This window comes from Streptomyces sp. NPDC048111, assembly GCF_043202815.1.
Lineage (GTDB): Bacteria > Actinomycetota > Actinomycetes > Streptomycetales > Streptomycetaceae > Streptomyces.
Window position 1 is genome coordinate 31,768 of the sequence record NZ_JBIDBD010000037.1, and the last position, 23,976, is coordinate 55,743.

Annotated in this window: 20 protein-coding genes; 8 read left to right on the plus strand and 12 right to left on the minus strand. The window is 74.0% G+C overall.

The annotated features are described in order from the left end of the window. Nucleotides 1–393 precede the first annotated feature (393 nt). Together ACGF3I_RS32125 and ACGF3I_RS32130 are read right to left on the minus strand one after the other, a co-directional pair. On the minus strand, nt 394–2,367 hold the full coding sequence (locus tag ACGF3I_RS32125; RefSeq protein WP_393138309.1) for a HelD family protein: 1,974 nt from the start codon (nt 2,365–2,367) through the stop codon (nt 394–396). Nucleotides 2,368–2,780: 413 nt separating this feature from the next. Next, a complete protein-coding gene (locus tag ACGF3I_RS32130) occupies nt 2,781–3,680 on the minus strand; it encodes a sigma-70 family RNA polymerase sigma factor (protein WP_393138269.1) in 900 nt (299 codons plus the stop codon). Between the two features lie 230 nt (nt 3,681–3,910). Here ACGF3I_RS32130 and ACGF3I_RS32135 point away from each other — a divergent pair, with 230 nt between their 5' ends. Next, entirely contained in the window at nt 3,911–4,114 is a 204-nt protein-coding gene (locus tag ACGF3I_RS32135) for a hypothetical protein (RefSeq protein ID WP_393138271.1), read from the plus strand. Nucleotides 4,115–4,359: 245 nt separating this feature from the next. Then, entirely contained in the window at nt 4,360–5,553 is a 1,194-nt protein-coding gene (locus ACGF3I_RS32140; protein ID WP_393138311.1) for a glycosyltransferase 87 family protein, read from the plus strand. Here the strand turns inward: ACGF3I_RS32140 and ACGF3I_RS32145 are convergent. After that, nucleotides 5,511–7,154, minus strand: a complete 1,644-nt coding sequence (locus tag ACGF3I_RS32145) for a DNA repair helicase XPB (RefSeq protein WP_393138273.1) — start codon at nt 7,152–7,154, stop codon at nt 5,511–5,513. The two genes, ACGF3I_RS32140 and ACGF3I_RS32145, sit on opposite strands and share 43 nt — an antisense overlap. A 302-nt stretch (nt 7,155–7,456) precedes the next feature. On the opposite strand from ACGF3I_RS32145, the gene ACGF3I_RS32150 reads away from it, so the two are divergent. Beyond that, the gene (locus tag ACGF3I_RS32150; protein ID WP_393138275.1) at nt 7,457–7,708 is read left to right on the plus strand and encodes a hypothetical protein; all 252 of its coding nucleotides are present in this window, start codon (nt 7,457–7,459) and stop codon (nt 7,706–7,708) included. Nucleotides 7,709–7,719: 11 nt separating this feature from the next. Then, nucleotides 7,720–8,883: a flotillin family protein gene (locus ACGF3I_RS32155; protein ID WP_393138277.1), complete on the plus strand. Its 1,164-nt coding sequence runs from the start codon at nt 7,720–7,722 to the stop codon at nt 8,881–8,883. A gap of 805 nt (nt 8,884–9,688) precedes the next feature. Here ACGF3I_RS32155 and ACGF3I_RS32160 read toward each other — a convergent pair. After that, nucleotides 9,689–12,301, minus strand: a complete 2,613-nt coding sequence (locus tag ACGF3I_RS32160) for a helicase-associated domain-containing protein (protein ID WP_393138279.1) — start codon at nt 12,299–12,301, stop codon at nt 9,689–9,691. Nucleotides 12,302–12,456: 155 nt separating this feature from the next. Here ACGF3I_RS32160 and ACGF3I_RS32165 point away from each other — a divergent pair, with 155 nt between their 5' ends. Then, on the plus strand, nt 12,457–13,578 hold the full coding sequence (locus tag ACGF3I_RS32165; protein ID WP_393138281.1) for a hypothetical protein: 1,122 nt from the start codon (nt 12,457–12,459) through the stop codon (nt 13,576–13,578). Between the two features lie 626 nt (nt 13,579–14,204). On the opposite strand, the gene ACGF3I_RS32170 is transcribed toward ACGF3I_RS32165, so the two are convergent. The 3 genes from ACGF3I_RS32170 to ACGF3I_RS32180 are packed head-to-tail and all read right to left on the minus strand — an operon-like array spanning nt 14,205 to nt 17,140. Further along, the gene (locus ACGF3I_RS32170; protein WP_393138283.1) at nt 14,205–15,062 is read right to left on the minus strand and encodes an ABC transporter ATP-binding protein; all 858 of its coding nucleotides are present in this window, start codon (nt 15,060–15,062) and stop codon (nt 14,205–14,207) included. After that, a complete protein-coding gene (locus tag ACGF3I_RS32175) occupies nt 15,063–16,133 on the minus strand; it encodes a FecCD family ABC transporter permease (RefSeq protein ID WP_393138285.1) in 1,071 nt (356 codons plus the stop codon). It abuts the gene before it with no gap. Beyond that, nucleotides 16,130–17,140 (minus strand): FecCD family ABC transporter permease, encoded by a 1,011-nt coding sequence (locus tag ACGF3I_RS32180; protein WP_393138287.1) that lies wholly within the window; start codon nt 17,138–17,140, stop codon nt 16,130–16,132. The genes ACGF3I_RS32175 and ACGF3I_RS32180 overlap by 4 nt, the downstream gene beginning before the upstream one ends. A gap of 88 nt (nt 17,141–17,228) precedes the next feature. On the opposite strand from ACGF3I_RS32180, the gene ACGF3I_RS32185 reads away from it, so the two are divergent. Continuing rightward, nucleotides 17,229–17,861 carry an HAD family hydrolase gene (locus tag ACGF3I_RS32185; RefSeq protein ID WP_393138289.1) on the plus strand — a complete coding sequence of 211 codons (633 nt, stop codon included), beginning with the start codon at nt 17,229–17,231 and terminating at the stop codon, nt 17,859–17,861. A 70-nt stretch (nt 17,862–17,931) separates the two neighbouring features. Here ACGF3I_RS32185 and ACGF3I_RS32190 read toward each other — a convergent pair whose 3' ends face one another. Further along, the gene (locus tag ACGF3I_RS32190) at nt 17,932–18,186 is read right to left on the minus strand and encodes a hypothetical protein (protein WP_393138291.1); all 255 of its coding nucleotides are present in this window, start codon (nt 18,184–18,186) and stop codon (nt 17,932–17,934) included. A 187-nt stretch (nt 18,187–18,373) separates the two neighbouring features. Here ACGF3I_RS32190 and ACGF3I_RS32195 point away from each other — a divergent pair, with 187 nt between their 5' ends. Further along, the gene (locus ACGF3I_RS32195) at nt 18,374–18,757 is read left to right on the plus strand and encodes a cold-shock protein (RefSeq protein WP_393138293.1); all 384 of its coding nucleotides are present in this window, start codon (nt 18,374–18,376) and stop codon (nt 18,755–18,757) included. 56 nt (nt 18,758–18,813) lie between these two features. Here ACGF3I_RS32195 and ACGF3I_RS32200 read toward each other — a convergent pair whose 3' ends face one another. The 4 genes from ACGF3I_RS32200 to ACGF3I_RS32215 all read right to left on the minus strand — a co-directional run bounded on the left by ACGF3I_RS32200 (nt 18,814) and on the right by ACGF3I_RS32215 (nt 22,361). Further along, on the minus strand, nt 18,814–19,665 hold the full coding sequence (locus ACGF3I_RS32200; protein ID WP_393138295.1) for a 1,4-dihydroxy-6-naphthoate synthase: 852 nt from the start codon (nt 19,663–19,665) through the stop codon (nt 18,814–18,816). After that, nucleotides 19,655–20,386: a futalosine hydrolase gene (locus tag ACGF3I_RS32205; RefSeq protein ID WP_393138297.1), complete on the minus strand. Its 732-nt coding sequence runs from the start codon at nt 20,384–20,386 to the stop codon at nt 19,655–19,657. Before ACGF3I_RS32205 ends, ACGF3I_RS32200 begins: the two co-directional genes overlap by 11 nt. A 17-nt stretch (nt 20,387–20,403) precedes the next feature. After that, a complete protein-coding gene (locus ACGF3I_RS32210; RefSeq protein ID WP_393138299.1) occupies nt 20,404–20,901 on the minus strand; it encodes a DUF2771 domain-containing protein in 498 nt (165 codons plus the stop codon). Between the two features lie 86 nt (nt 20,902–20,987). Beyond that, nucleotides 20,988–22,361 carry an MFS transporter gene (locus tag ACGF3I_RS32215; protein ID WP_393138301.1) on the minus strand — a complete coding sequence of 458 codons (1,374 nt, stop codon included), beginning with the start codon at nt 22,359–22,361 and terminating at the stop codon, nt 20,988–20,990. A 319-nt stretch (nt 22,362–22,680) separates the two neighbouring features. Between ACGF3I_RS32215 and ACGF3I_RS32220 the strand changes: the two genes are divergently transcribed. After that, nucleotides 22,681–23,592, plus strand: a complete 912-nt coding sequence (locus ACGF3I_RS32220; RefSeq protein WP_393138303.1) for a DUF3027 domain-containing protein — start codon at nt 22,681–22,683, stop codon at nt 23,590–23,592. Nucleotides 23,593–23,976 lie beyond the last annotated feature (384 nt).

Below are 23,976 nucleotides of genomic sequence, written 5' to 3' on the forward strand. Positions count from 1 at the left end.
CCCCTTGAGGGGCTCCGCCCCTCGGACCCCGGCGGGGGCTGCGCCCCCTGCGCCCCCCTTTCGCGCCTGAACGGCGCTCGTCCTCAAACGCCGGACGGGCTGAGGATGCCCATGCTGGCCAGCACCGGTGCTGCTTAGGGGCGCGGGGAACTGCGCGACCAGCCACGCACGGTCCGCAGACGACCGGGGGTTAAGGGGCGCGGGGAACTGCGCAAGGCAGGCCGGTCTACACGTGCGGCCCAGCACCGACCCCGCCAGGGGCGCGGGGAACTGCGCGAGAAGCGACCACGGTCCGCACATGACCGGGGGTTGGGGGCGCGGGGAACTGCGCGGACCCTGGGCGCCCCCCAATCCCGCCCGGGGCGCGGGGAACTGCGCGGACGGGGGCGGGGGCTAGGGGGTCAGTTGGGGTGGGAGGGGGGTGGTGTGGAGGATTTGCAGGCCTGAGACCGCTCTCGTCAGGGCCACGTACAGGCGACGCAACCCCGTGCGTTCGTCCGGCTCCCCCTCCACCACCGCCGCCGGCTCATCCAGCACCACGTAGTCGTACTCCAGCCCCTTGGCCAGCGACGCGGGCACCAGGGTCAGGCGGGACTCCTTCGTCGTCTCCTCGCCGGGGGCCAGGTAAAGGTGGCCCGCCGCCTCAAGTGCCGCTGCGAGTGCGGGAATTCGGGCGTCCGCCGCGATCAGACCGATCGAGCCCTCGTACGTCAGGGCCGCCGCGCACGCCGCCACCACGTCCGCGTCCAGGTCCGCCGACTCGCGGACCTCAAGCGAGCCCGGCGTCTCACGCACCGACTCGACCGCCGCAAGCCCCGGGGAGATCGCGGGGAGCAGCTTCGAGGCGTACGCGATGACCTCGCGCGGCACGCGGAAGCCCGCCGTCAGCTCCTCCACCACCGCCTCCTCCTTGCCGAGGTGGCGCAGGGCCTCGGCCCAACTCGCCGTCGCCCAGGGCGTGGTGCCCTGCGCCAGGTCGCCGAGCACCGTCGCCGAACCCGTCGTGCAGCGCCGTCCGACCGCCCGGTACTGCATGGGCGAGAGGTCCTGCGCCTCGTCGAGCACGACATGGCCAAGCGAGTGGGTGCGGGCCACCAGATCGCTCGCCTCGTCGATCAGGACGGCGTCCGCGGCCGTCCACTTCGCCGACTTCACGCTCCGCGCGGGCTTCGGCGACAGGATCGTCCTCTGCTCGTCCGCGGTGAGGATCCCCTCGGCGTGGGCCGCCAGGAATGCGGGGTCGTTCAGGAGGCGCAGCACCAGTTTCGCCGGGTCCACGGGCGGCCAGATCGTCTTCACGGCCGCCTTCACCGCGGGGTTGCGGGCCACCGCGTCCTGCACCCGGTCGTCGGGTGCCTCGCCCGCCTGCTCCATCCGTACCAGCACCGTGTGCGCGATCCGCTGCGGCAGCGCCTCGCGGGCCGCGCCGTAGCGGATGTCGCGGTCTCTCAACTCCTGCACGATGTCCGTGAGTTCGTACGCCGGTACCCGCCAGCGGCGCGAGCCGCGCACCACGACCAGCGGTTCGGTGGGAGGCGTGACGTGCGACCAGATCGCCCGGCGCAGCACCTCCGCCATCCGCGCGTCCCCCTTGACCAGGGCCGACTCCGCCAGGTCCGTCCCGCGCACCTCCACGTCCTTCGTCACCAGGTCGTCGACCGTGGCCTGCTGCACCTCCAACTCGCCCAGCGCCGGGAGCACTTGCTCGATGTAGTGCAGGAACGACCGGTTCGGGCCGATGACGAGCGTGCCGGTGCGCGCCAGACGGTCGCGGTGGGCGTAGAGGAGATACGCGACCCGGTGCAGGCCCACCGCCGTCTTCCCGGTGCCGGGACCTCCCTGCACACAGACGCTGCCGCTCAGCCCCGCCCGGACGATCTCGTCCTGCTCCGGCTGGATCGTGGCGACGATGTCACGCATCGGACCCACGCGGGGGCGCTCGATCTCCGCCTGGAGCAGCTTGCTGGTGCGCGCCGTCTCCGCGGGGTCCATGAGGTGCTCGTCCTCGTACGCCGTCAGCTCACCTCCGGTGTAGCCGAAGCGGCGGCGCAGCCCGATGTCCATCGGGTCCTTCTGCGAGGCGCGGTAGAACGGCTGCGAGACGGGGGCGCGCCAGTCGATCACCATCGGGTCGCCGTCGGCGTCGTGGACGTGCCGGCGGCCGATGTAGAACCGCTCCCCGTCGGCCCCTTCGGCCAGCTCCGCGCCGGGGGCGTGGAGGTAGTCGAGGCGGCCGAAGAAGAGGGGGGTGTGGGAGAGGTCTGCCAGGGCCTTGATGCGGTCGTCGATCTGGCGTTGCAGGACGGCGGCGTTCACCCAGTTCGCGGTGACGTCCTTGATGTCCAGGGCCTCGACGTCCTCGCGCATCGCGCGGAGGGCTGCGCGGGAGTGGGTCAGGTGGGTGCGTTCTTGGCGGAGCAGGGGGTCGGGGGCTTGGGGGAGCAGGGGGTCGGGGTCTTGGGCGTGCGTCTGCACGGGGGGCCTCCGGCGGGTGGGCGAAGGGGGGATTTTAGGGGTGGGGGTGGGGGTGGGGCCAATGGGTTTTCGCCCCGCCCCGCCCCTTCCCGTAACCCTCCGGGGGGGGATGGGGGGTGATCGTTGGGGTGCCGTGCGGGTCGTGGGGGCTTCTCGCGCAGTTCCTCGCGCCCCTGGGGGGCCGGGCCTCAGGGGGCGGGGAGGAGATGTTCAGGGTCTGGGTGCGGCGCGGTGCGGTGCGGGTCGTGGGGGCTTCTCGCGCCGTTCCTCGCGCCCCTATGCCCCCTGCCCCGGGTCGCCGGGGCTCAGGGGGTCAGGAAGGTGATGTCCAGGGTCTGGGTGCGGGTCGGGTCGGCCAGGATGTTCAGTTCGGTGATCTTTCCGTGCTCGCCCACCGTGAACGCCAGGACCGAGACCGCCCGGCCCTTCGACGCCGCCAGGATGCCCGGCATGCCGTTGACCAGGACGAGCTGGTTGAGGGCCGCGAACTTGCGGAAGCTGTACGCCTGTTCGGCCACCACCCGGGCGCCGCGCACCAGCTTCGTCGTCGGCAGGGAGCCCGCGTCGGCGCGCAGCACCACGTCCGGGTCGAGCAGGGCGAGCAGCGCCTCGAAGTCGCCGCCGCGCGCCGCGGAGATGAACGCGTCCACCACCTCGCGCTGGCGCGCGCGGTCCACCGTGGGGGAGGGGGCCCGGCCCTGTACGCGCCGCCGGGCCCGGCTCGCCAGCTGACGCGTGGCCGCCGGTGTCCGGTCGACGATCGGCGCGATCTCCTCGAAGGGCAGCGCGAACATGTCGTGCAGCACGAACGCCAGGCGCTCCGCCGGGGACAGCGTTTCCAGAACCACCATCAGAGCCAGGCCCACCGAGTCCGCGAGCAGCACCTCCTGCTCCGGGTCCACCGTGTCCACGGGACCGAGCACCGGGTCCGGCACGTGCGCGTACGCGTACTCCTGGACGTCGAGCGCCGCCTCGCGCCGCGTGCCGCGGGCCCGCAGCATGTTCAGGCAGATCCGGGCGACGATCGTGGTGAGCCAGCCGCCAAGGTTCGCCACGTCCTCGCTGTCCGCGCGGTCGGCGCGCAGCCAGCTCTCCTGGACGGCGTCCTCGGCCTCGCTGAGCGACCCCAGCATCCGGTAGGCCACCGCGCGCAGGTGGCCGCGGTGCTCCTCGAAGCGCCGGGCGAGGTCTTCGGCGTCGTCCATCCTGGTCGTTCCTCCGTCGCGTTGCGTGCCGCCCCCGCTCTGACACGTGAGCGGGGCGTGATGTGACAGGGACCTTCGGCCCGTTGCCGCGGGGGTCCCCGGTCCCCCCGGTGGGGGGCGGTGGCTCATACCCGTAGGGGACCGGGTCGGACCAGAGGACTACGCGGGGGGTGGAGAGGTTCAACCCCGGGGTCGATGTGCCGGGGATGTCCAGAATCCATCATGGATACATGAGTACAGCGACCTTCACCCCAGCCCCCTCCGCCCGTTCCGGCGGCCCCCATGGCGCCACCGCCTCCGGCGCCGCCCCTCACCGTACCCACAAGATCGGAAACGCGGTCCGGGCCGCGAAAGTTCTCGCCGGGGCCGCGTTCAGCGTGGTCGTCATGGGCGAGTTCGCCGAGGAGGCCGGGGTCCGTCGGCGGCAGCGCTGAGCCCTTGAGCTCCTGAGCTCCTGAGCCCCTGAGCTCCTGAGCCCCCGGGCCGCCCCGCTGCGGCCCGCGCCGCGTCATCGGCGCCTCGCGCGCGCTGAGTTGCCGCGCCGCTAGGGTCACTTCGTGTGACCGTTCGTTCACCGCGTGCCGCCGCCCGGTTCTCCCTCCCGGCCCCGGCGCCGCTCCTGTTCCTCGCGCTCTCGCTGACCGCGCTCGCCGCGCTCTGCCTCGGCCTGCGCATCCCCATGGCCGACGCCCTGGTCTACCGGGCGGAGGGCGCTGCCGTCGTGCACGGCACCGCGCTGTACGGGTTCACCGTCACCCCCTGGCAACTGCCCGCCACGTATCCGCCGTTCGCGGCCCTGCTGTTCGTGCCGGCCGCGCTGGTGCCGCTTCCCGTACTCAAGGCGGCCTTCTGCGTCGGCAACGTCGCCCTGCTCGCGCTGCTCGCCGTCCTCTCCCGCCGCTTCGCCGGAACCCAGGTCCGGACTGAAGCAGGGGCCGGGGCGTCGTGGCCCCGGTTCGGCTTCGTGGCCCTCGCCACCGCCTGCGGGCTCTGGCTCGAACCCGTCTTCCAGACGCTGCTCTTCGGGCAGGTCAACCTCGCGCTCGCCTGCCTCGTGCTCTGGGACCTCTCGCGCCCGGCGGGCGCACTCGGCAAGGGTGTCGCGGTCGGCATCGCGGCCGGCATCAAGATCACACCGCTGTTCTTCGTGCTGCACCTGCTGGTGCGCGGACAGCGCAGGGAGGCCGTCGCCGCGCTCGCCGGGTTCGGGGCGACCGTGGGGGCCGGGGCGCTCGTACTGCCGTACGCCACCGTCGAGTTCTACACGCGGCGCCTGTTCGAGACCGGCCGGGTGGGCAAGGCCTGGATCGTCGACAACCAGTCCCTGCAAGGGGCGACGGCCCGGCTGCTGCACACCGCCGAGCCCGGCGCGGGGTGGGCGGTCGCGGCCGCCGCGGTGGGTGCCTTCGGGCTGTGGACCGCGCGCCGGGCCGACGAGCGCACGGCCCTGCTCGTGACGGCCTTCACCGCGCTGCTGGTCTCGCCCATCAGCTGGTCCCACCACTGGGTGTGGTGCGTGCCGCTGATCGTCGTCCTCGTGGCCGAGGGGCGGACCCGTACGGCCGCCGTCGTCGCCCTCGTCTTCACCGCGCGCAGCCTGTGGCTGGTCCCGCACGCGGGCGACCTCGACCTCCAACTACCGCTCTGGCAGCAGCCGTTGGCGTCCCCGTACGCGCTCGTCGGACTCGCAGTGCTGGGCGGGGCGGCCCGGCGTACGCTCCGCCGGACCGCGCGCGGGACCGCCTGCGGGCGCGAAGCCGCCGCCCGCGAGCACAGGGCCGCCCGCGAGCGCGGGGGCCCGTCGGCGCGGGCGGCGGGGGGCTGCCGTGCTCAGCCGTCCGCGAGGAGTTCGTCCGCGTCCATGATCCGGTAGGCGTAGCCCTGCTCGGCCAGGAAGCGCTGGCGGTGGGCGGCGAAGTCCTGGTCGACGGTGTCGCGGGCGACCACCGAGTAGAAGTGCGCCTGGTGGCCGTCCGACTTCGGGCGCAGGACCCGGCCCAGGCGCTGGGCCTCCTCCTGGCGGGAGCCGAACGTGCCGGACACCTGGATGGCGACGGTCGCCTCCGGCAGGTCGATCGAGAAGTTCGCCACCTTCGACACCACGAGCACGCTGATCTCGCCCTCGCGGAACGCGCCGAACAGCTTCTCGCGCTGGGCGTTGGTCGTCTCGCCCTTGATGACCGGCGCGTTCAAGTGCTCGCCCAGCTCGTCGAGTTGGTCGATGTACTGGCCGATGACGAGGATCTGCTGGCCCGCGAACCTGCGCACCAGCGCCTCCGTGACCTTCCGCTTGGTCGCGGTGGTCGCACAGAAGCGGTACTTCTCCTCGGTCTCGGCGGTCGCGTACGCGAGACGCTCGGAGTCGGTGAGGTTGACGCGGACCTCCACGCAGTCGGCGGGCGCGATGTAGCCCTGCGCCTCGATCTCCTTCCACGGCGCGTCGAAGCGCTTGGGCCCGATCAGCGAGAACACGTCCGACTCGCGGCCGTCCTCGCGCACCAGCGTGGCCGTCAGGCCGAGCCGGCGGCGGGCCTGGAGGTCGGCGGTGAACTTGAAGACCGGCGCGGGCAGCAGGTGCACCTCGTCGTAGACGATCAGGCCCCAGTCGCGCGAATCGAAGAGTTCCAGGTGCGGGTAGACGCCCTTGCGGCGGGTGGTGAGCACCTGGTACGTGGCGATGGTGACCGGGCGGATCTCCTTGCGCGTCCCGCTGTACTCGCCGATCTCGTCCTCGGTCAGACTCGTCCGCTTCACCAGCTCGTGCTTCCACTGGCGGGCCGAGACGGTGTTGGTGACCAGGATCAGGGTGGTGGCCTTCGCCTCGGCCATCGCGCCCGCGCCGACCAGCGTCTTGCCCGCGCCGCAGGGCAGCACGACCACACCGCTGCCACCGTGCCAGAACCCCTCGACGGCCTGCTTCTGGTACGGCCGCAGGCTCCAGCCGTCCTCGGCGAGGTCGATGGGGTGGGCCTCGCCGTCCACGTACCCGGCGAGGTCCTCGGCCGGCCAGCCGAGCTTCAGGAGCGTCTGCTTGATCTGGCCGCGCTCGGAGGGGTGGACCGCGACCGTGTCCGGGTCGATCCGGGCGCCGACCAGCGGGGTGACCTTCTTGGAGCGCAGGATCTCCTCCAGCACCGGGCGGTCGGTCGAGGTGAGGACCAGGCCGTGGGTGGGGTGCTTGCTGAGGGTGAGGCGGCCGTAGCGGGCCATCGTCTCGGCGATGTCGACGAGCAGGGCGTGCGGCACGGGGTAGCGCGAGTACTCCACCAGCGCGTCCACCACCTGCTCCGCGTCGTGCCCCGCGGCCCGCGCGTTCCACAGGCCCAGCGGTGTCACGCGGTAGGTGTGGATGTGCTCGGGGGCCCGCTCCAGCTCCGCGAAGGGCGCGATGGCGCGACGGCAGGCGTCGGCCTGGTCGTGGTCGACCTCCAGGAGGAGGGTCTTGTCGCTCTGGACGATGAGTGGTCCGGTCACCTGGGGCGTGTCCTTCCGGCGGTTGGCCACCCGGGCAGGGCGGGCAAACTTCCAGTCTGCCCCATCGGGGGGTCGGGTGGGGGCGGGTGTCTGTCGCGGCGCCCGTCGCGGGGCCCGTCGCGGGGTCTTGCGCGGGGCCTTGCTGGGGCCCAGCGCGAGGCCTTGGGCGGAGCCTGCCGAGGGGCCTGCCGAGGGGTCTGCCGAAGGGGTCGGCCAACACAGGGTGGCCCGAGGATAGGCGGGCGATCGTGGCAGGTCTAAGGTCTGGAATCCAGGACCAGAACGATGGGGGGCGCAAGGCCGTGGATCAGGACGATGCGGTGGTCGGCTGCCCCGGTGTGCTGCTGATCGCCACGCGGGGAACCGCCGGGCCCGGTGAGGTCGTGGTGAGCGTCAGAGGTGGCACGGAGGCCTTCCTCGCCTGGTCGCAGGAACCCCTGCCGAAGGGGGCGACCGTACTCGTGATCGGATCCCGTGGCACCCGCCAGGTGGACGTCATCGAGTGGGCCGATCCGTTGGACGCGTTGGGCGGCCTGTCCGCCGACGCCGGTTAAGGAGACAGAGGATGTTCGGTTACCGGGTGCCCGCCCCCGACGAGGCGATGCTGATCTCGGGTGGCAGGCGCGGTCTCGGGGGCGCCCCGTTCCGCGTAGTGACCGGCCACGGCAAGTTCGTCCTGCCGATTTTCCGCAAGACCCGATTCCTGACGCTCTCGATGTGCGAGGCCGAGGTCACCGAGACCTGTGTGACCAAGCAGGGCATCGCGCTGCACGTCCGCGCGGTGATCGCGTTCAAGGTCGGCAACGACACCGAGTCCATCGTGAACGCGGGGCAGCGCTTCTTGTCCGACCAGGACCAGATGTCGGTCCTGACCGGCCGGATCTTCGCCGGTCACCTGCGGTCCATCATCGGCTCGATGACCGTCGAGGAGATCGTCACCGAGCGGCAGAAGCTCGCCGCGGAGGTCCTGGAGACCTCGAAGACCGAGATGGCGAAGATCGGTCTGATCGTGGACTCGCTCCAGATCCAGTCGATCGACGACGGCGACACCGGCTACATCGACGCGATGTCCGCGCCGCACAAGGCCGCGATCCAGCGGGCCGCGCAGATCGCGCAGGCGCAGGCCACGCAGGCCTCCGTCGAGGCCGAGCAGGTCGCGGCGCGCAACCAGGCCGAGTACGCGCGGCAGACGGCGGTGGTCAAGGCCGAGTACTCCGCGGAGGTCGACCGCGCCCAGGCGCACGCCGCACAGGCCGGCCCGCTCGCCCAGGCCCACGCCCAGCAGGAGGTGCTGGCCGCGCAGACCGAACTCGCCCAGCGGGCCGCCGAGTTGCGCCAGCAGCAGCTCGTCGCCGAGATCGTCAAGCCCGCGCAGGCGGAGGCGGAGCGCATCAAGGTCCTGGCCGTCGCCGAGGCCGAGCGGATGAAGATCCAGGCCGAGGCCGCGGCCTCCTACGACCGCGTCGCGCTCGACCGCATGCTCATCGACCAGCTCCCGCAGATCGTCAAGGAGGCGGCCGGGGGTCTGGCCGGGGCGAACGTCAATGTCCTGAACGGGGCGGACGGGCTGGGGGAGATTGCGGCGGGGCTGGTGGGGCAGGGGTTGACGATTCTGGACTCTGTTCGGCAGAACTTGTCGGGGGAGGGGCGGAGTGAAGGTAAGGGTGGGGGGCAGTTGTCTCTGCCCGGGTTGACCTCCAAGGGGGACGGCCCGATCGGCATCGACTAGCCCGCTCCGCGGGGGGCCCGCCGGCTTGCTTGCGGAGTTCCCCGCGCCCCTGAACCCGCTGTCGGCCTCGCGCCGTGCGGGCTGGTCGCGCAGTTCCCCGCGCCCCTTGGTTCCGCGGTCGTGTGCGGGCCGTGGTCGCTTCTCGCGCCGTTCCCCGCGCCCCTGGCAGGACTGGTGTCGGCCCGCACCTGTGGCCCAGCCCGCCTTGCGCAGTTCCCCGCGCCCCTTGGCGGGGCCGGTGCTGGCCCGCGCGTGGATCCCGGCCTGGCTCGCGCAGTTCCCCGCGCCCCTTAACTGCTTGGTGCTGGGCAGCACCAGGCCACCTCAGCCCGTCCGGCGTTTGAGGACGAGCGCCCTTAAGGCGCGACCGGGGGTGCAGGGGGCGCAGCCCCCGCCGGGGTTCGAGGGGCGGAGCCCCTCAGGGGGTCTGGGGCGCAGCCCCAGGGCTCAGCCGATGCAACCCCCTGCACGGGCGGGCGGGTGGGCAAACCCCTCGGGGGGTCTGGGGCGGAGCCCCAGGGGCCGGGCCTATCCGACCCCTTGCACGGGCGGGTGGGTGGGCAAACCCCCTCGGGGTCTGGGGCGGAGCCCCGGGGGCCGGGCCTATCCGACCCCCTGCACGGGCGGGTGGGTGGGCAAACCCCTCGGGGGGTCTGGGGCGGAGCCCCAGGGCCAGGCACCCTCCAACCCCCTGCACGGGCGGGCGGGTGGGCAAGCGTCTCGGGGTCTGGGGCGGAGCCCCAGGGGGTCGAGGCCTCCGGCTCGCTGCATGGGTGGGTGGGCAAGTGCCCCAGGAGGGGGGCGGTTACGGGGGGTCGGCCAGTTCGGCTACGCCGGTGATGCGGTGGAGGGGGTACGTGCGGACCTCGTCCGCCGTGTGGTCGTACCCCGTCACAAACCCCCCCTCCACCCGCACCGGAGCAATGACCCGCTGACTGGCCGCCCCCTCGGCGTTCACATACCCGATCCACACCGCGGACCCCGTCATCGCCGCCGCCTGCACCGTCGCCAGCGTCTCCGCCGACGACGTGCGCGGCAGGGACGCGGCGCCCGCGCCAGGGGAGCCGGGCCGGTCGGACCCGGGCCGGTCCGAGCCGGGCCGGTCGGACCCGGCGCCGCCGGAGCCCGCCGGGTCCTTGCGGATGACCGTCGCCGCGGTGTCCCCCGCCCGGATCGCCCGTACCGCAGCGTCCAGCAGCGTTTCGTCCGGCAGCGGAGGCCCGTCCGGCACGGGTACGGGCGCCGTCCGGCGCGGCGTGCGGCGCGCGTCGGCGCGGGTGATCACGACATCGCCCTCGGCGGACTCGGCGGCCGGCGCGTACCCCATCGACCGCAGCCCGTCGAGCAGCGCGGCCGGCTCCGCGGTGGTGGCGAGCACGGTCGGTGCGAGGCGGCGCAGCCGCAGCGGGCGGCTGCGCTTGTCGGCGAGGATCTCGCCCAGCATCGCCTCGTCGTCGCAGCGTACGTACGCCGAGGCGGCGCCCACCCGCAGATGTCCGTGGCGGCGGGCCACGTCGTCGATGAGGTAGCTGAGGGGCTGCGGCACCGGCGTACGGCTGTGCTCGGTGAGGAAGGCCTGGAGGTCGGAGGCGGTCTGCCCGGCGTCGAGCGCGCGGCGCACCGAACCCGCGGTGAAGCGGTACACGGTGGCGCCGCCCTTGGACTCGATGTCGGCGAGCACCCCCAGCATCGCCGCGAGCGGCCGTCTGAGCGGTCCGGGCGCGACCGCCGTGAGGTCGGCCTGGAGCAGGACGTGGTCCACGGGTTCGGGCAGGTGCGGGGCGAGCGCCTGTGCGGCGGCCATGCCGAGCGCCCCGCGTTCGAGGGGCCCGGCGGCCGGGGCCAGCAGCGTACGGCCGTGCGTGGTGAGCGCGCCCCGGCCGGTCACGCCGAGCAACTCCGCCTCGGACAGCGCCCATTGGGCGAGTCGCGAGCGCAGGTCGTCGGGCCCGCTGCGGGCCGGGTGCTCCCAGCGCAGCCGGGCGAGCAGCGACTCGGGCTCGGCGGACGTGGCCCCGGGCAGCGTGTCGAGCAGGGCGAGCACCCGGCGGCGGACCTCGGGAGCGGGGGAGCGGTCGAGGTCGGGGCCGAGCGCGGCGAGGGTGCGGCCCTTGGCGTCCTGCTCGCCGACGAGCCCCGCGGTACGGGTGGCGTCCAGCCAGGCCACCGCGAGCCGGGCCCACCGCTCGGCGGGCGGCAGCTCCAGCCAGTCGTCGTACTCCGGGGTCGGCGCATAGCGCTCGTCGGCCTCGCCGTCGGACGCCAACAGGCCTGCCGCATAAGCGAGTTCGAGCCAGAACGCGGCCAGGGGCTCGGTGGTGTCCAGGGCGGTCGCGGTGCGCTTGAGGTCGCGTACGGACAGACCGCCGGCGCGCAGCACGGCGGGCCCGCCCTCGTTCCACCCGGCGAGCAGGTCCTCGACGGTGGTCAGCGCGGTGAACGCCTGGCCCGCGGCGGTCGCGTCCACCACCTGCGGACGGTACTCGCGCAGCGGCGCGACCGCGGGCGCCACCGGAGCGGTGGTGCGGTGCGCGCGTCCGGCACGCAGGTGCAGGGCCACCTCGCGGGGCAGCACCACGGTGCGTGCCGAGGCCGGGAGCAGCAGGCCGTGGTCGCGCAGCCAGCGCACGGGGGGCGGCGGGTCCGCCGACACCTCGCCGTACGGCGGGCCCCACACCAGGCGGTCGAGGACGGTGAGCGACTCGGGCGGCGCGCTGTCCAGGAGCTGCCCCATGCGCGTGCGGTCGGTGAACAGCGAGGTCAGCGCGGCGACCGCGGACACCGGATCGTGGGTCGCGGCGAGCCCGGCAGCCTGGAGGATCTCCTGCACCCGGCCCGGCGACATGCCCGAGGTCGCCTCGGCGACGGTCGGGCCGAGGCCGGTGGGCGAGGGGTGCGTGGGCGAGGGGGCGAGCAGTTCGCGGGCGGTGCGCACCAGGCGCAGCCGGTCGTCGCCGCCCCACACCAGGGCCTGTTCGCGCAGCGCCGCGAGCGCGCCGGGCAGCGCGTCCTCGACCGCCGGATCGCCGTCGTCCCCGGCGAGCAGGGCCCGTACGGCCTCGTACGGGGCCGGGTCCGGGGCGACGGCGAGGGCCTGGGCGGTCTGGAGCGCGAAGGTGTCGAGCCGTTCCAGGGCGCGTACGACCGAGGCCCGGGTGCCGGCGCGGGTGGCCAGCTGCGTGAGGTCGCCGGGTACGGGGCTGAGCAGATCGGGACGGGCCCGCAGCAGCGCGGCCAGCGAGTCGTCGGGGCGCGAGCGCAGGGACTCGGCGAGGGTGCGGGGTGCCGCGGCGGGGGCGTGCGGGGCGGACGCGGGGGTGTGCGGTGCCGGGGCGGGGCGTGCCGGGGCAGCCCCGTTCGTCGCGCCGGTCGTTCCTTCGGGCACGTGCGCCTCCTGATTGCGCTCGCCGGTCCCCATCCGCCCCACGGTAGCCCGTGCGCGCTACCGTCAGGACCCGGAGCCGGTGTCCGGAACACGACTGGGCCTGCGGACGGCGGCCTTCGGGGTGGCCGGCGGCCGCCCTGCTCCTCAAGGGCCTGGGGGCGGGCGGGGCCCGCGGAGGGGATGCGCGCGTGGGGATCGAGAGCGACCAGCTGGTCTACGACTATCTGAGCCGGGTCGGCGACCTGGCCCAGCAGCGGCAGCTGCCGTCCGGGGACCGGATGCGGCTGGTCTCGTCGCTGCGCAACGAGATCGACCGGCAGCGGGCGAAGTACGGGACGGAGACGCCGGCGACGGTGCGGCGGGTGCTCGGGGGGTTCGGCTCTCCGGAGGACGTCGTGGAGCGGGCCGCGTCCGGGGCGGGGCTGCCCGCCCCGCCCGTCGCCGAGCCCCCTCCGCGGCGGGCGGTCCCGGAGCAGCGCGACCGGCTGTTCCCGGGCCGCGCCAAGCGCGTCCCGCGCCCCCGCCCGCGCCGGGCCGAGCCGGAGGAGCCCCCGGCCCCCGCCCTGCCCACGCCGCCGCACCTGGCGGGTCTGGACGAACTCGGCCCGCAGGGCGACGAGCCCGACTGGTGGCGCCTCGGCCCGGCGGGCGGGCCGCTGGGGGGTGACTCCGTCGCGGGGTTCGTGGGCGGGGTGGAGATCCCGGAGATACTGCGGCCGCCGGCGGAGGACGAGGAGGCCTCACCCGGGGCTGCCTCCGCCAAGGGTGCGTCTGCTCGGGGTGCGTCGGCCGGGGGTGCGTCGGCCGGGGGCGCCCGCGCCAAGGACGCCTCCGCCAAGGACGCCTCCGCCAAGGGCGCCTTCGCCAAGGGTGCTTCCGCCGTGGACGCCTCTGCCGAGGAGGCCGAGGTCGATCTGGTACTGGAGCCTCCCGTACGCCGTCGGCTCCGTCTGCGCCGTCCCGACGGCCCCCGCTTCTCCAGCCCGTTCCTGCTGCTGGCGGCGGTGCTGTTGGTGGCGGGCGCGCTGTTCGGCCTGTGGTGGGCGCTGGGGGCGGGCTGGCTGCTGGCGTACGCGTCGCGCCGGCTGACCCCGGCGGAGTCGAAGTGGGCGGTGTTCGGGTTGCCGGGGTTGGTGTTGGTGGGGGCGATGGTGTGGTTGTGGGGGCGGCAGGACGGGCGGTGGGGGGAGCCGATTGCTGCGGGGGGGATGGGGGTGGCGGTGTCGGGGGTGTGGCCCTGGGTGGTTCGCCTGGCGGCCCTGGCCTCGGCGGCCTACCTGACCTGGCGAGCCCAACGCCCGCTCCGCTGAACCCTTTCGCGCAGTTCCCCGCGCCCCTGGGGGTGCTGGGGGTGCCCGGGGTTTGCGCAGTTCCCCGCGCCCCTTGACCCCGGTTCATCTGCGGGCCGTGTGTGGCTGGTCGCGCAGTTCCCCGCGCCCCTTAGCGGGACCGGTGCGGGCCAGCATGCGCGTACCGGCCTGCCTTGCGCAGTTCCCCGCGCCCCCAACCCCTTGGTCGTGTGCGGACCGTGGTCGCTTCTCGCGCAGTTCCCCGCGCCCCTAAACGGGACCGGTGCGGGCCCGCACGCCTGTCCTAGCCCGCCTTGCGCAGTTCCCCGCGCCCCTAACCCCCTGCCGTGTGCGGGCCGTGGTCGCTTCTCGCGCAGTTCCCCGCGCCCCTGGCAGGACCGGTGCGGGCCGGCATGCGCATCCTCAGCCCGTCCGGCGTTTGAGGACGAGCGCCCTTAAGGCGCGATAGGGGGGCGCAGCCCCCGCCGGGGTTCGAGGGGCGGAGCCCCTCAGGGGGTCTGGGGCGGAGCCCCAGGGGCCGGGCCTATCCGACCCCCTGCACGGGCGGGCGGGTGGGCGAGCCCGTCGGGGTTCGAGGGGCGGAGCCCCTCAGCGGGGCTGGGGCGGAGCCCCAGGGGCCGGGCCCTTCAACCCCTCGCACGGGCGGGCGGGTGGGCAGACCCCTCGGGGTCCGGGGCGGAGCCCCGGGGGGCGGCCGGGGTGCGGGGGGCCCCGGGCACCACCAGGGGCGAGCCCGTCACGGGGTCGGGTATCACCACCGCCTCCAACCCGAACACCTCGCGCACGAGCCCGACCGACACCACATCCCCAGGCTCCCCCTCGGCAACAACCCGCCCACCCCGCATCGCCACCAGATGATCGGCGTACCGAGCGGCCTGGTTGAGGTCGTGCAGCACCATCACCACCGTACGGCCCCGCTCGTGGTTCAACTGCCGTACCAGGTCCAGCACTTCGACCTGGTGGGCGATGTCGAGGTAGGTGGTCGGCTCGTCGAGCAGCAGGACGTCCGTCTCCTGGGCGAGCGCCATCGCGATCCACACGCGCTGGCGCTGACCGCCGGAGAGTTCGTCGACGGGGCGGTCGGCGAGGGAGGCCACGTCGGTGCGCGCCATCGCGTCGGTGACCGCCCGCTCGTCCGCCTCGGACCACTGCTGCCACCAGTGCTGGTGCGGCTGGCGTCCGCGCGAGACCAGGTCGGCCACCGTGATCGCCTCGGGCGCCACCGGTGACTGCGGGAGCAGCCCGATCGACTGGGCGATCTTCCTGGTGGGGATGCGCGCCAGCTCCGTACCGTCGAGCAGCACCGCGCCGCCGCGCGGCTTCAGGAGGCGGCCGAGGGCCCGCAGGGTGGTGGACTTGCCGCAGGCGTTGGGGCCGACGATCACCGTGACCCGTCCGTCCGGCACCGCGAGGTCGAGCCCCTGCACGACGGTACGGTCCTCATAGGCGAGGGTCAGGCCGCTGGCGGTCAGCCGGCTGCTCATCTACTTTCCTCCAGTCGTACGGCTGCGCACGATCAGCCAGATCAGATACGGGGCGCCGATCACCGCGGTGAGCACGCCCACCGGAAGCTCGGTGGGCGAGAACAGCCGGCGGGCCAGCAGATCGGCGAGGACCACGATGAACGCGCCCGTCAACGCCGAGCAGAACAGGGGGATCTGGGCGGTGCGCGTCATGCGGCGGGCGATCTGCGGGGCGAGCAGCGCCACGAAGTCGACCGGCCCCGCGGCCCCGGTCGCCACCGAGGCCAGCACCACACCGGTCGCCACCAGGCCGAGCCGCACCCGGCCGAGCCGTACGCCGAGCGCGGTCGCCGTGTCGTCGTCGAGGGCGACGGTGCGCTGTGCGCGGGCCGCCCACAGCACGGCCGGCGCGAGCGCGAGCAGCACCCAGCCCAGCGGCGCCGCCTCGTCCCAGCCGCGCCCGTTGAGCGAGCCCGTCATCCAGATCTGGGCCTGCTGGGCGACGAGGTAGTCGCCCTTGGTCATGAACAGCGTGGTGACGGAGCGCAGCGCGATGGCGAAGCCGATGCCGATCAGGACGAACCGCGTGGCGTGCAGCCCGCCGCGCCAGGCGAACGCGTAGACCAGGACCGCCGCCAGGACACCGCCGGCGACCGAGAGGTAGGGCAGCACCGCGTAGGAGGTGATGCCGAACGTCATCGCGCCGACCGTCAGCGCGGAGGCGCCCTGGCTGATGCCGATGATGTCGGGGCTGGCGAGCGGATTGCGGGCGACGGTCTGGACGAGCCCGCCCGCGATCCCGAACGCGGCGCCCACCATCAGGCCCGCCACCATCCGGGGCAGACGCAGCGTGCCGACGACGAGTTCGGCGGACGAGTCCTGGCCGGTCAGCACCTTCAGGACGTCGCCGGGCGCGACGAAACTCTCGCCCACGCACAGATAGGCCACGCAGAGCGCGGCCAGCAGGACGAGGAGCCCCGAGCCGACCGCCGTCGCCCTGCGGTGCAGCAGGAACGCCGAACGGCCGGCCCGTACGACGGTGTATCCGGCGGGGCGGACGGGGGCGGGCCGGGCCGCGGTCGTGGTGCTCATGCCGGGACCGCCTTCCTGCGCACCAGCGTCACCAGGAACGGCACGCCGATCAGGGCGGTCATCACGCCCGCCGGGATCTCGCCCGGCGGGAAGACGATCCGGCCGGCGGTGTCGGCGACGAGCAGCATCACCGGGCCGACGAGCGCCGCCATCGGCAGCACCCAGCGGTGGTCGCCGCCCACGATCGCGCGGGCGATGTGCGGGATCGCGAGGCCGATGAAGGCGATCGGCCCGGCCGCGGCCACCCCGACGCCGGTCAGCACGGTGGCACCGAGGCCGCCGACGATCCGTACCGTCGCCACGTTCTGGCCGAGGCCCTTGGCCACGTCCTCGCCGAGGGCGAGCGCGTCGAGGCCGCGCGCCACCCACGCCACGAGGACGACGCCGACCAGGAGGAACGGCCAGATCTGGTGGGCGACTTGGGCATCGCGTCCGGCGAGCGAGCCGACCTGCCAGAACCGGAACTCGTCCAGGGCGGCCGCCCTGGTGGTGAGCACGCCCATCGTCACGGAGACCAGCAGGGCGTTGATCGCGGCGCCGCTCAGCGCGAGCTTCACCGGTGTCGCGCCGCCGCGTCCGCGGGAGGCGATCGCGTACACCACGACCGAGGCGACGGCGGCGCCCGCGAACGCGAACCACACGTACCCGGTGAGCGTGTGCACGCCGAGGAAGGCGATCGCAAGGACCACCGCCACCGAGGCGCCCTGGCCGATGCCGAGGATGCCGGGGTCGGCGATGGGGTTGCGGGTGATGCCCTGGAGGACGGTGCCGGCGACCGCGAGGGCCGCGCCGACCATGAGCCCGATCAGGGTGCGCGGCACCCGCAGTTCGCGCACGACCTCCGCGTCGGGGGTGTGCGCGCCGCCGAACAGCGCGTCCAGGACCACGGACGGCGGGATCGGGCGGGCGCCCACGGCGAGTGAGAGGAGGAGGGCGACCAGGAGCGCGGCGACGGCCGCCGCCGTCGCGAGCAGGCGTCTGGTCCGGCGGGGTGCGGCGGCTGGCATCGGGCCCATCACAGGTCGGTGTTTGGTAAGGCTTGGCTAACTACGGCCGCCAGTCTAGGGGGCCGGGCACGCCGCCCACCTGGGCACAATGGCCACCATGCTCATAGACGCCCCCACGGTCGGCTTCGACCTCGACATGACCCTGATCGACTCGCGCCCCGGTATCCACGCCGTCTACCAGGAACTTTCCGCCACGACCGGGACGTACATCGACGCCGACCAGGCCGTCAGCAGGCTCGGACCGCCGCTCGACTGGGAGCTGCGCCACTGGTTCGCCGAGGAGCTCATCGCCGAGATGGTCCTCAAATACCGTGAGATCTACCCCACACGCGCGATCCTGCCCACCCCCGCGCTGCCCGGTGCGGCCGACGCGGTGCGCGCGGTGCAGGAGCTCGGCGGCCGGGCGATCGTGGTCACCGCCAAGAACGCCCCGCAGGCCCGGCTGCACCTCGACCACCTCGGCATCGCGCCGGACGAGGTCGTCGGCGGGCTGTGGGCGGAGGCCAAGGCGGTCGCGCTGCGCGAACACGGGGCGCGCGTGTACGTCGGCGACCACCTCGGCGACGTGGCAGGGGCGCGGGCCGCGGGCGCGCTGTCGGTCGCGGTGCCGACCGGGCCCATCGGCGCGGACGAACTGCGCGCGGCCGGCGCCGACGTCGTCCTCGACGATCTGACGTCATTTCCGGCCTGGTTGAAGGGTTACGCCGCCGAACGCGCTTGACAGCGCCGCCCCGCACGCGCGTACGGGAGCGGCCGGTTCGGGTGGCTTCCCGTCCGCCTCACCGGCCCGGTCAGGCGCGGGCCCGCCGGCGCTGCTCGGCGATGGTGTGCAGCACGCCCGCGCCCGCGATCAGGAAGCCGGCGCCCATCAGCATGCAGACGAGATAGGCGTACGACGGGAACGGGGCGGTGTGCAGGAACAGCGGCGCCACCGTGACCAGCGTGGCGAGTGCGCCGACGAAGAACACGACGGCGCCGACGCGAACCAGCCGATCACCGGTGGTGAGGGCTTCGCGGTCGGTCCCGGCCTGGGTTTCGGTAGTCACTGCGCCAGGGTAGTTCCCTGCTCGTAAGGATGGACAAGGACGTCTTGTCAGGCGCCCGGGGACCACTAGCCTTGGAGTCGGCGGGTCCGAGGCGACCCGCTGCAGTGCTGTCCGGAGCCGTTTTCGCCCACCGCCCGCTCAGCACGACGCCCCGCACACAACGACGAGTACGAGGACGAGGACAGACGTGCCCACCGGCAAGGTCAAGTGGTTCAACAGCGAGAAGGGCTTCGGCTTTCTCTCCCGCGACGACGGCGGCGACGTCTTCGTCCACTCCTCCGTGCTCCCCGCCGGAATCGAGGCACTCAAGCCCGGTCAGCGCGTCGAGTTCGGCGTCGTCGCCGGTCAGCGCGGTGACCAGGCCCTGTCGGTCACGGTCCTCGACCCGGCCCCCTCGGTGGCCGCGGCCCAGCGCCGCAAGCCCGACGAGCTCGCCTCGATCGTGCAGGACCTGACGACGGTCCTGGAGAACATCACGCCCCTGCTGGAGAAGGGCCGTTACCCCGACAAGGCGGCCGGCAAGAAGATCGCCGGCCTGCTGCGCGCGGTAGCCGACCAGCTGGACGTCTGAGCCGGGCCGCCCGCCCGCCGACGTCCGGCCGGACGGCCCGCCCGGGGGCCGTGGCCCTAGACGAACGACAGCGCATCGCGGCCGAGGGGCGGTACGAGCCCCTCGGCCGCGGCGCGGGTCAGCAGCCCGCGCACGGCGGCGTAACCGTCCTCGCCGAGGTCCGCGGTGAACTCGTTGACGTAGAGCCCGATGTGCCGGTCGGCCACGGCCGGGTCCATCTCCTGGGCGTGTTCGCGTACGTACGGACGGGACGCCTCGGGGTCGTCCCAGGCCTGCCGTACGGAGGCGCGGGCCGCGTCGGCGAGCCGGCGCAGCATGTCCTCGCCCAGGGAGCGCTTGGCGATGATCGCGCCGAGCGGGATGGGCAGACCGGTGGTCGCCTCCCAGTGCTCGCCCATGTCGGCGAGCGAGTGCAGACCGTAGTCCTGGTAGGTGAAGCGGGCCTCGTGGATGACGAGTCCGGCGTCCACCTTGCCGTCGCGCACCGCCGGCATGATCTCGTGGAACGGCATCACGACCACCTCGCCGACCCCGCCGGGCACCATGTCCGCGGCCCACAGCCGGAACAGCAGGTACGCCGTCGACTTCTCGCTCGGCACCGCAACCGTCCTGCCCGTCAGGTCCGTCGCGGGCTCGCGGGTGAGGACCAGCGGGCCGCAGCCCCGGCCGAGCGCGCCGCCGCAGGGCAGCAGCGCGTACTCGTCGAGGACCCACGGCAGCACCGCGTACGACACCTTCAGGACGTCGAACTCGCCGCGCTCCGCCATGCCGTTGGTGATGTCGATGTCCGCGAACGTCACGTCGAGGGCGGGCGCGCCGGGCACCCGGCCGTGCGCCCACGCGTCGAAGACGAAGGTGTCGTTCGGACAGGGAGAGAAGGCGATCTGCAGCGCCGGTTCAGTGCTCATGCGGGGTCCAACTCTCCAGTACGGGCGGGAGCTTCCCGCAGGCGTCGCCGAGCGCGGCGAGCGCGTCGCCGATTCGCCAGGCCGAACGGTCGCGCGGACCAACGGAGTTGGAGACCGCGCGGATTTCCAGGACCGGCACACCGTGCTGGTCGGCCGCCTCGGCGACGCCGAAGCCCTCCATCGCCTCGGCGAGGACGCCCGGGTGACGGGCCAGCAGCTCCGCGGCGCGCTCGGCGGTCCCGGTGGCGGTGCTGACGGTCAGGACAGTGCCGTGCGGGGCGCCGAGCGCCCGGGCCACGTCCTGGCCGAGGCCCTGGGGGGCGGCGAGGCGGTCGCGGCCGAAGCCGAGGCCGGGCAGCGGCAGAAAGCCCTCGGGGGATCCGGCGCCGAGGTCGGCCGCGACCAGGTCGGTGCCGACGACGAGCGAGCCGAGCGGAGCGGCGCCGGGGAAGCCGCCGCCGATCCCGGCGGAGATCACCAGGCGGTACGGGGCGCGGGCGAGCGCGAGCGCGGTGCCGGCCGCGGCGGCGGCGGGGCCGACCCCGGCGGGCAGCACGTCCACGGCGACGGGGCTGCCCTCGGCGCGGAAGCGGACCAGCGGGGGCTGCGCGGCGCCGGGGCGTACCGATTCCTCGCCCGCGGGCGCGTATCCGGCGCGGGCGAGGCCGGCGGCGACGGAGTCCGCCTCCGCCGTCACCGCGGTCACGACCAGCACACGCATCAGGCGGGGCCCGGTCGTCAGGAGTTGGTGCGCTTGAGCGTGAAGCTCCAGACCGACTCGGGCTTGCTGTCCTTGTTGACCTGCACGATGCTGATCTTCTTCTCCTTCGGCGCGGCACCCTGCCCGCCGGTCGAGAAGACATCCGCGCCGGGGAAGCTCCGGTAGGTCTGGGAGGACGCCTCGGTGATCGGGCTGCCGTCGAGCAGCGCGATCCACTTGCTGCCGTTCTCGACGACCTTGGGGTCGACCCCCAGACGCAGGGTCGCACCGGGCGCGTAGTCGATCGACTTGGCGTCCTTGACGCCGCTGAGGCAGCTGGTCAGCTTGGCCTCGGCGAGCGGCTTGCCGTCCTCACCGCGGCAGGACGCCTCGGTGTTGACGGAGTTCGTGCCGACCGTCACGGTCGCGAGAGGCGTCGGCTTGTCGCAGGCGGAGAGGACGAGGAGTCCGGCGGAGGCGGCGGCGAGTGCGAGGCCGGCCCGGCGGGTCCTACCGGAAATGAACGCAACGGTCATGGAGCGAAGGCTATCGGTCGCCCCGAGCCAAGCCGCGCGGGGGTGCGGCGTGCCGGTGTGGCGCGGTCGCCGCGGGGGCGGGCGGCTCAGGCCACGCGGGGGTGTGCGGTGCCGCGGCGGGCCGCGCCGAGCAGGCCGCGTACCGAGACGACCGCGCCGAGCGCGAGCAGGGCAGCGGCCACCGACATGCCGAGCACGCCGTTGAGGGGCAGCGCTATCCCGATCGCCCCGCCGAGCACCCACGCCACCTGGAGCAGCGTCTCCGAGCGGGCGAACGCGGACGTCCGCACCTCCTCCGGCACATCGCGCTGGATCATCGCGTCCAGGGACAGCTTGGCCAGGGCCTGGGTGAGCCCGGCCGTCGCGCCGAGCACCGCCACCATCACCCCGCTGAAGAACGCCGCCGACAGGGCCGCCGCACCCAGCGCGATCATCAGCATCGTCACGATCAGCACCTCGGGCCCGCGCGCCCGCAGCAGCGAGCCCACCGCCGTGCCGAGCGCGTTGCCCACCCCCGCCGACACGCCGACGATGCCGAGCGAGACGGCCGCGCTCTGACCCGACAGGGGGTGTTCGCGCAGCAGGAACGCGAGGAAGAAGATCAGGAACCCGGACAGCGCCCGCAGCGCCGCGTTGGCGTACAGGCCGTTCTGCACCGAGACCCCGACCGTGCGCAGACTCGGCTTGCGGCCGCCCCGGTCGGACAGCCGCGCCTTGGTCTCGCCCTTCGCCGAGTCGACCTTCGGATCCAGTGTGAACGCCAGGAACGTGCCCCCGACGAAGACACAGAACGCCCCGTACAGCGGCCACTCGGGCCCGATCCGGGACAGCCCGGCGCCGATCGGGGCCGCCGCGCCCGTGGCGAGCAGCCCGGCCAGGGTGACCCGGGAGTTCGCCTTGACCAGGGAGAAGCGGGGCGGCAGCAGCCGCGGCACCACGGCGCTTCTGACCACCCCGTACGCCTTGGACGCCACCAGCACGCCGAGCGCCGCCGGGTACAGCTCCAGGCCGCCGGTGGCGACCGCGCCCGACATGGTGAGGGCGAGCAGGGCGCGGGCCAGCATCGCACCGGCCATCGCGGCCCGGCGGCCGTGCGGCATCCGGTCGAGCAGCGGGCCGATGACGGGCGCCAGAAGGGTGAAGGGCGCCATCGTGATCGCGAGGTACAGGGCGACCCGGCCGCGCGCCTGGTCGGTGGGCACCGAGAAGAAGACGGTCGAGGCGAGCGCCACGGTGATCATCACGTCGCCGGCGCCGTTCACCGCGTGCAGCTCGATCAGCTTGCCGAGCCCCGACTCACCGGCGCCGTGCGCATGGGTGGCTTTTCTGATCGAACGCGCCGTCCCCGTGAACGGCAGATGCAGGGCGCGACCGACCGCCCGCCCTGCCCTGCCCAGGCGGCCGGACCCGTCCGAAGACCCTGACGACCTCGCGGTTGCCACCCCGCCATAGTGCCCCACACCCGCCCGACCCGAACCAGGATTCGGACGCGCAGGTGGGCCGGGGGCCACGAAGGGGGTAGCGTGACAGGCGCGCCGCCCGCGGCTGCCCAAGGCCGCGCGCCTCTCCGTGATCCCGCAGAATGGGTCGCAGAAGGTGCGCCTCCACGCTCATACGGAGCAGGGGGGACCCCCTTGGTCAGTGAACTGGACAGCCGCTGGGCAGTTGATCGCCCGGGCGCGGACGTTGACGCGGCCCCCTGGTCCGCTCCGCCCGCCGCCCGTACGCATTCGGCTCCCCGGCGCACCCGTGAGACGGCGTAGGAGAGAAGCGAGACCTGTGAGTGCTGCGACGACGCGAAGCCGTACCCCCGACCGCCTGTGCGCCGAGGCGATCGACCTAGCCCGCGAGGCGGCGGAGGAAGCCGCCGCGCCCGGGGTGGTCGGCGAGCACGTGACCCTCGTGTCGGAGGGCGACCGGGTCGTCACGCACTTCTTCGAGTGCAAGGAACCCGGCTACCGGGGCTGGCGCTGGGCGGTGACCGTCGCCCGCGCCTCCCGCGCCAAGCTGGTCACCCTCGACGAGACGGTCCTGCTGCCCGGACCCGACGCCCTCCAGGCCCCCGAGTGGGTGCCGTGGAGCGAGCGGCTGCGGCCCGGCGACATGGGGCCGGGCGACCTGCTGCCCACCGAGGCCGACGACCTGCGCCTCGAGCCCGGCTACACCGGGGAGGACGCGCCGCCGCCGAACTCCGCGGTCTCCGAGGAGCTGGCCGAGCGGGTCGAGGCGGAGGACGCCGAGCTGTCCGACCGGGACGTCCCCGCCGGGACGGCGCGCGGGTCCATCGCGTCCGTCGCCGACGAACTCGGCATGCGCCGGGCGCGGGTGCTCTCGCGGTACGGGCTGCATGCCGCGGCCGACCGCTGGGAGGAATCCTTCGGGGGCAAGACCGCGATGGCTCAGGCGGCGCCGGCCTCCTGTGTGTCCTGCGCCTTCCTCGTGCCGATCGCCGGGTCGCTCTCCCAGGCGTTCGGCATCTGCGCCAATGAATTCGGTCCTGCGGACGGGCGTGTCGTGGCGTTCGACTACGGGTGCGGGGGGCATTCGGAGGCGGCCGTCATGCCCAAGCCGCCTCGGCCGGCGGAGCCTGTGCTCGACACGGTGGGGGCGGATGTCCTCTCGGTCCGCCCGGACCGGTCCGGGTCCGTGCCGGACGCGCCCGACCCCTCGGACGATCTGGGCCACTCCTGACCCTGGGGGCGGCTGAGCTTTTGGGGCTCCGCCCCAGACCCCGGGGGGTTCGCCCACCCATCCGCCCGTGCGGGGGGCTTGAAGGGTCCGGCCCCTGGGGCTGCGCCCCAAACCCCCAGGGGGTCGCCCACCCACCCGCCCGTGCAGGGGGTTGGATGGCCCGGCTCCCTGGGGCTCCGCCCCTCGGACCCCCGGGGGGTTTGCCCACCCACCCGCCCGTGCAGCGGGCTGGAAGGGTTCGGCCCCTGGGGCTGCGCCCCAGACCCCCTTGAGGGGCTCCGCCCCTCTGACCCCGGCGGGGGCTCCGCCCCCTGCACCCCTGCTCAGGGGCTGCGCCCCCGAACCCCCCATCGCGCCTGAACGGCGCTCGTCCTCAAACGCCGG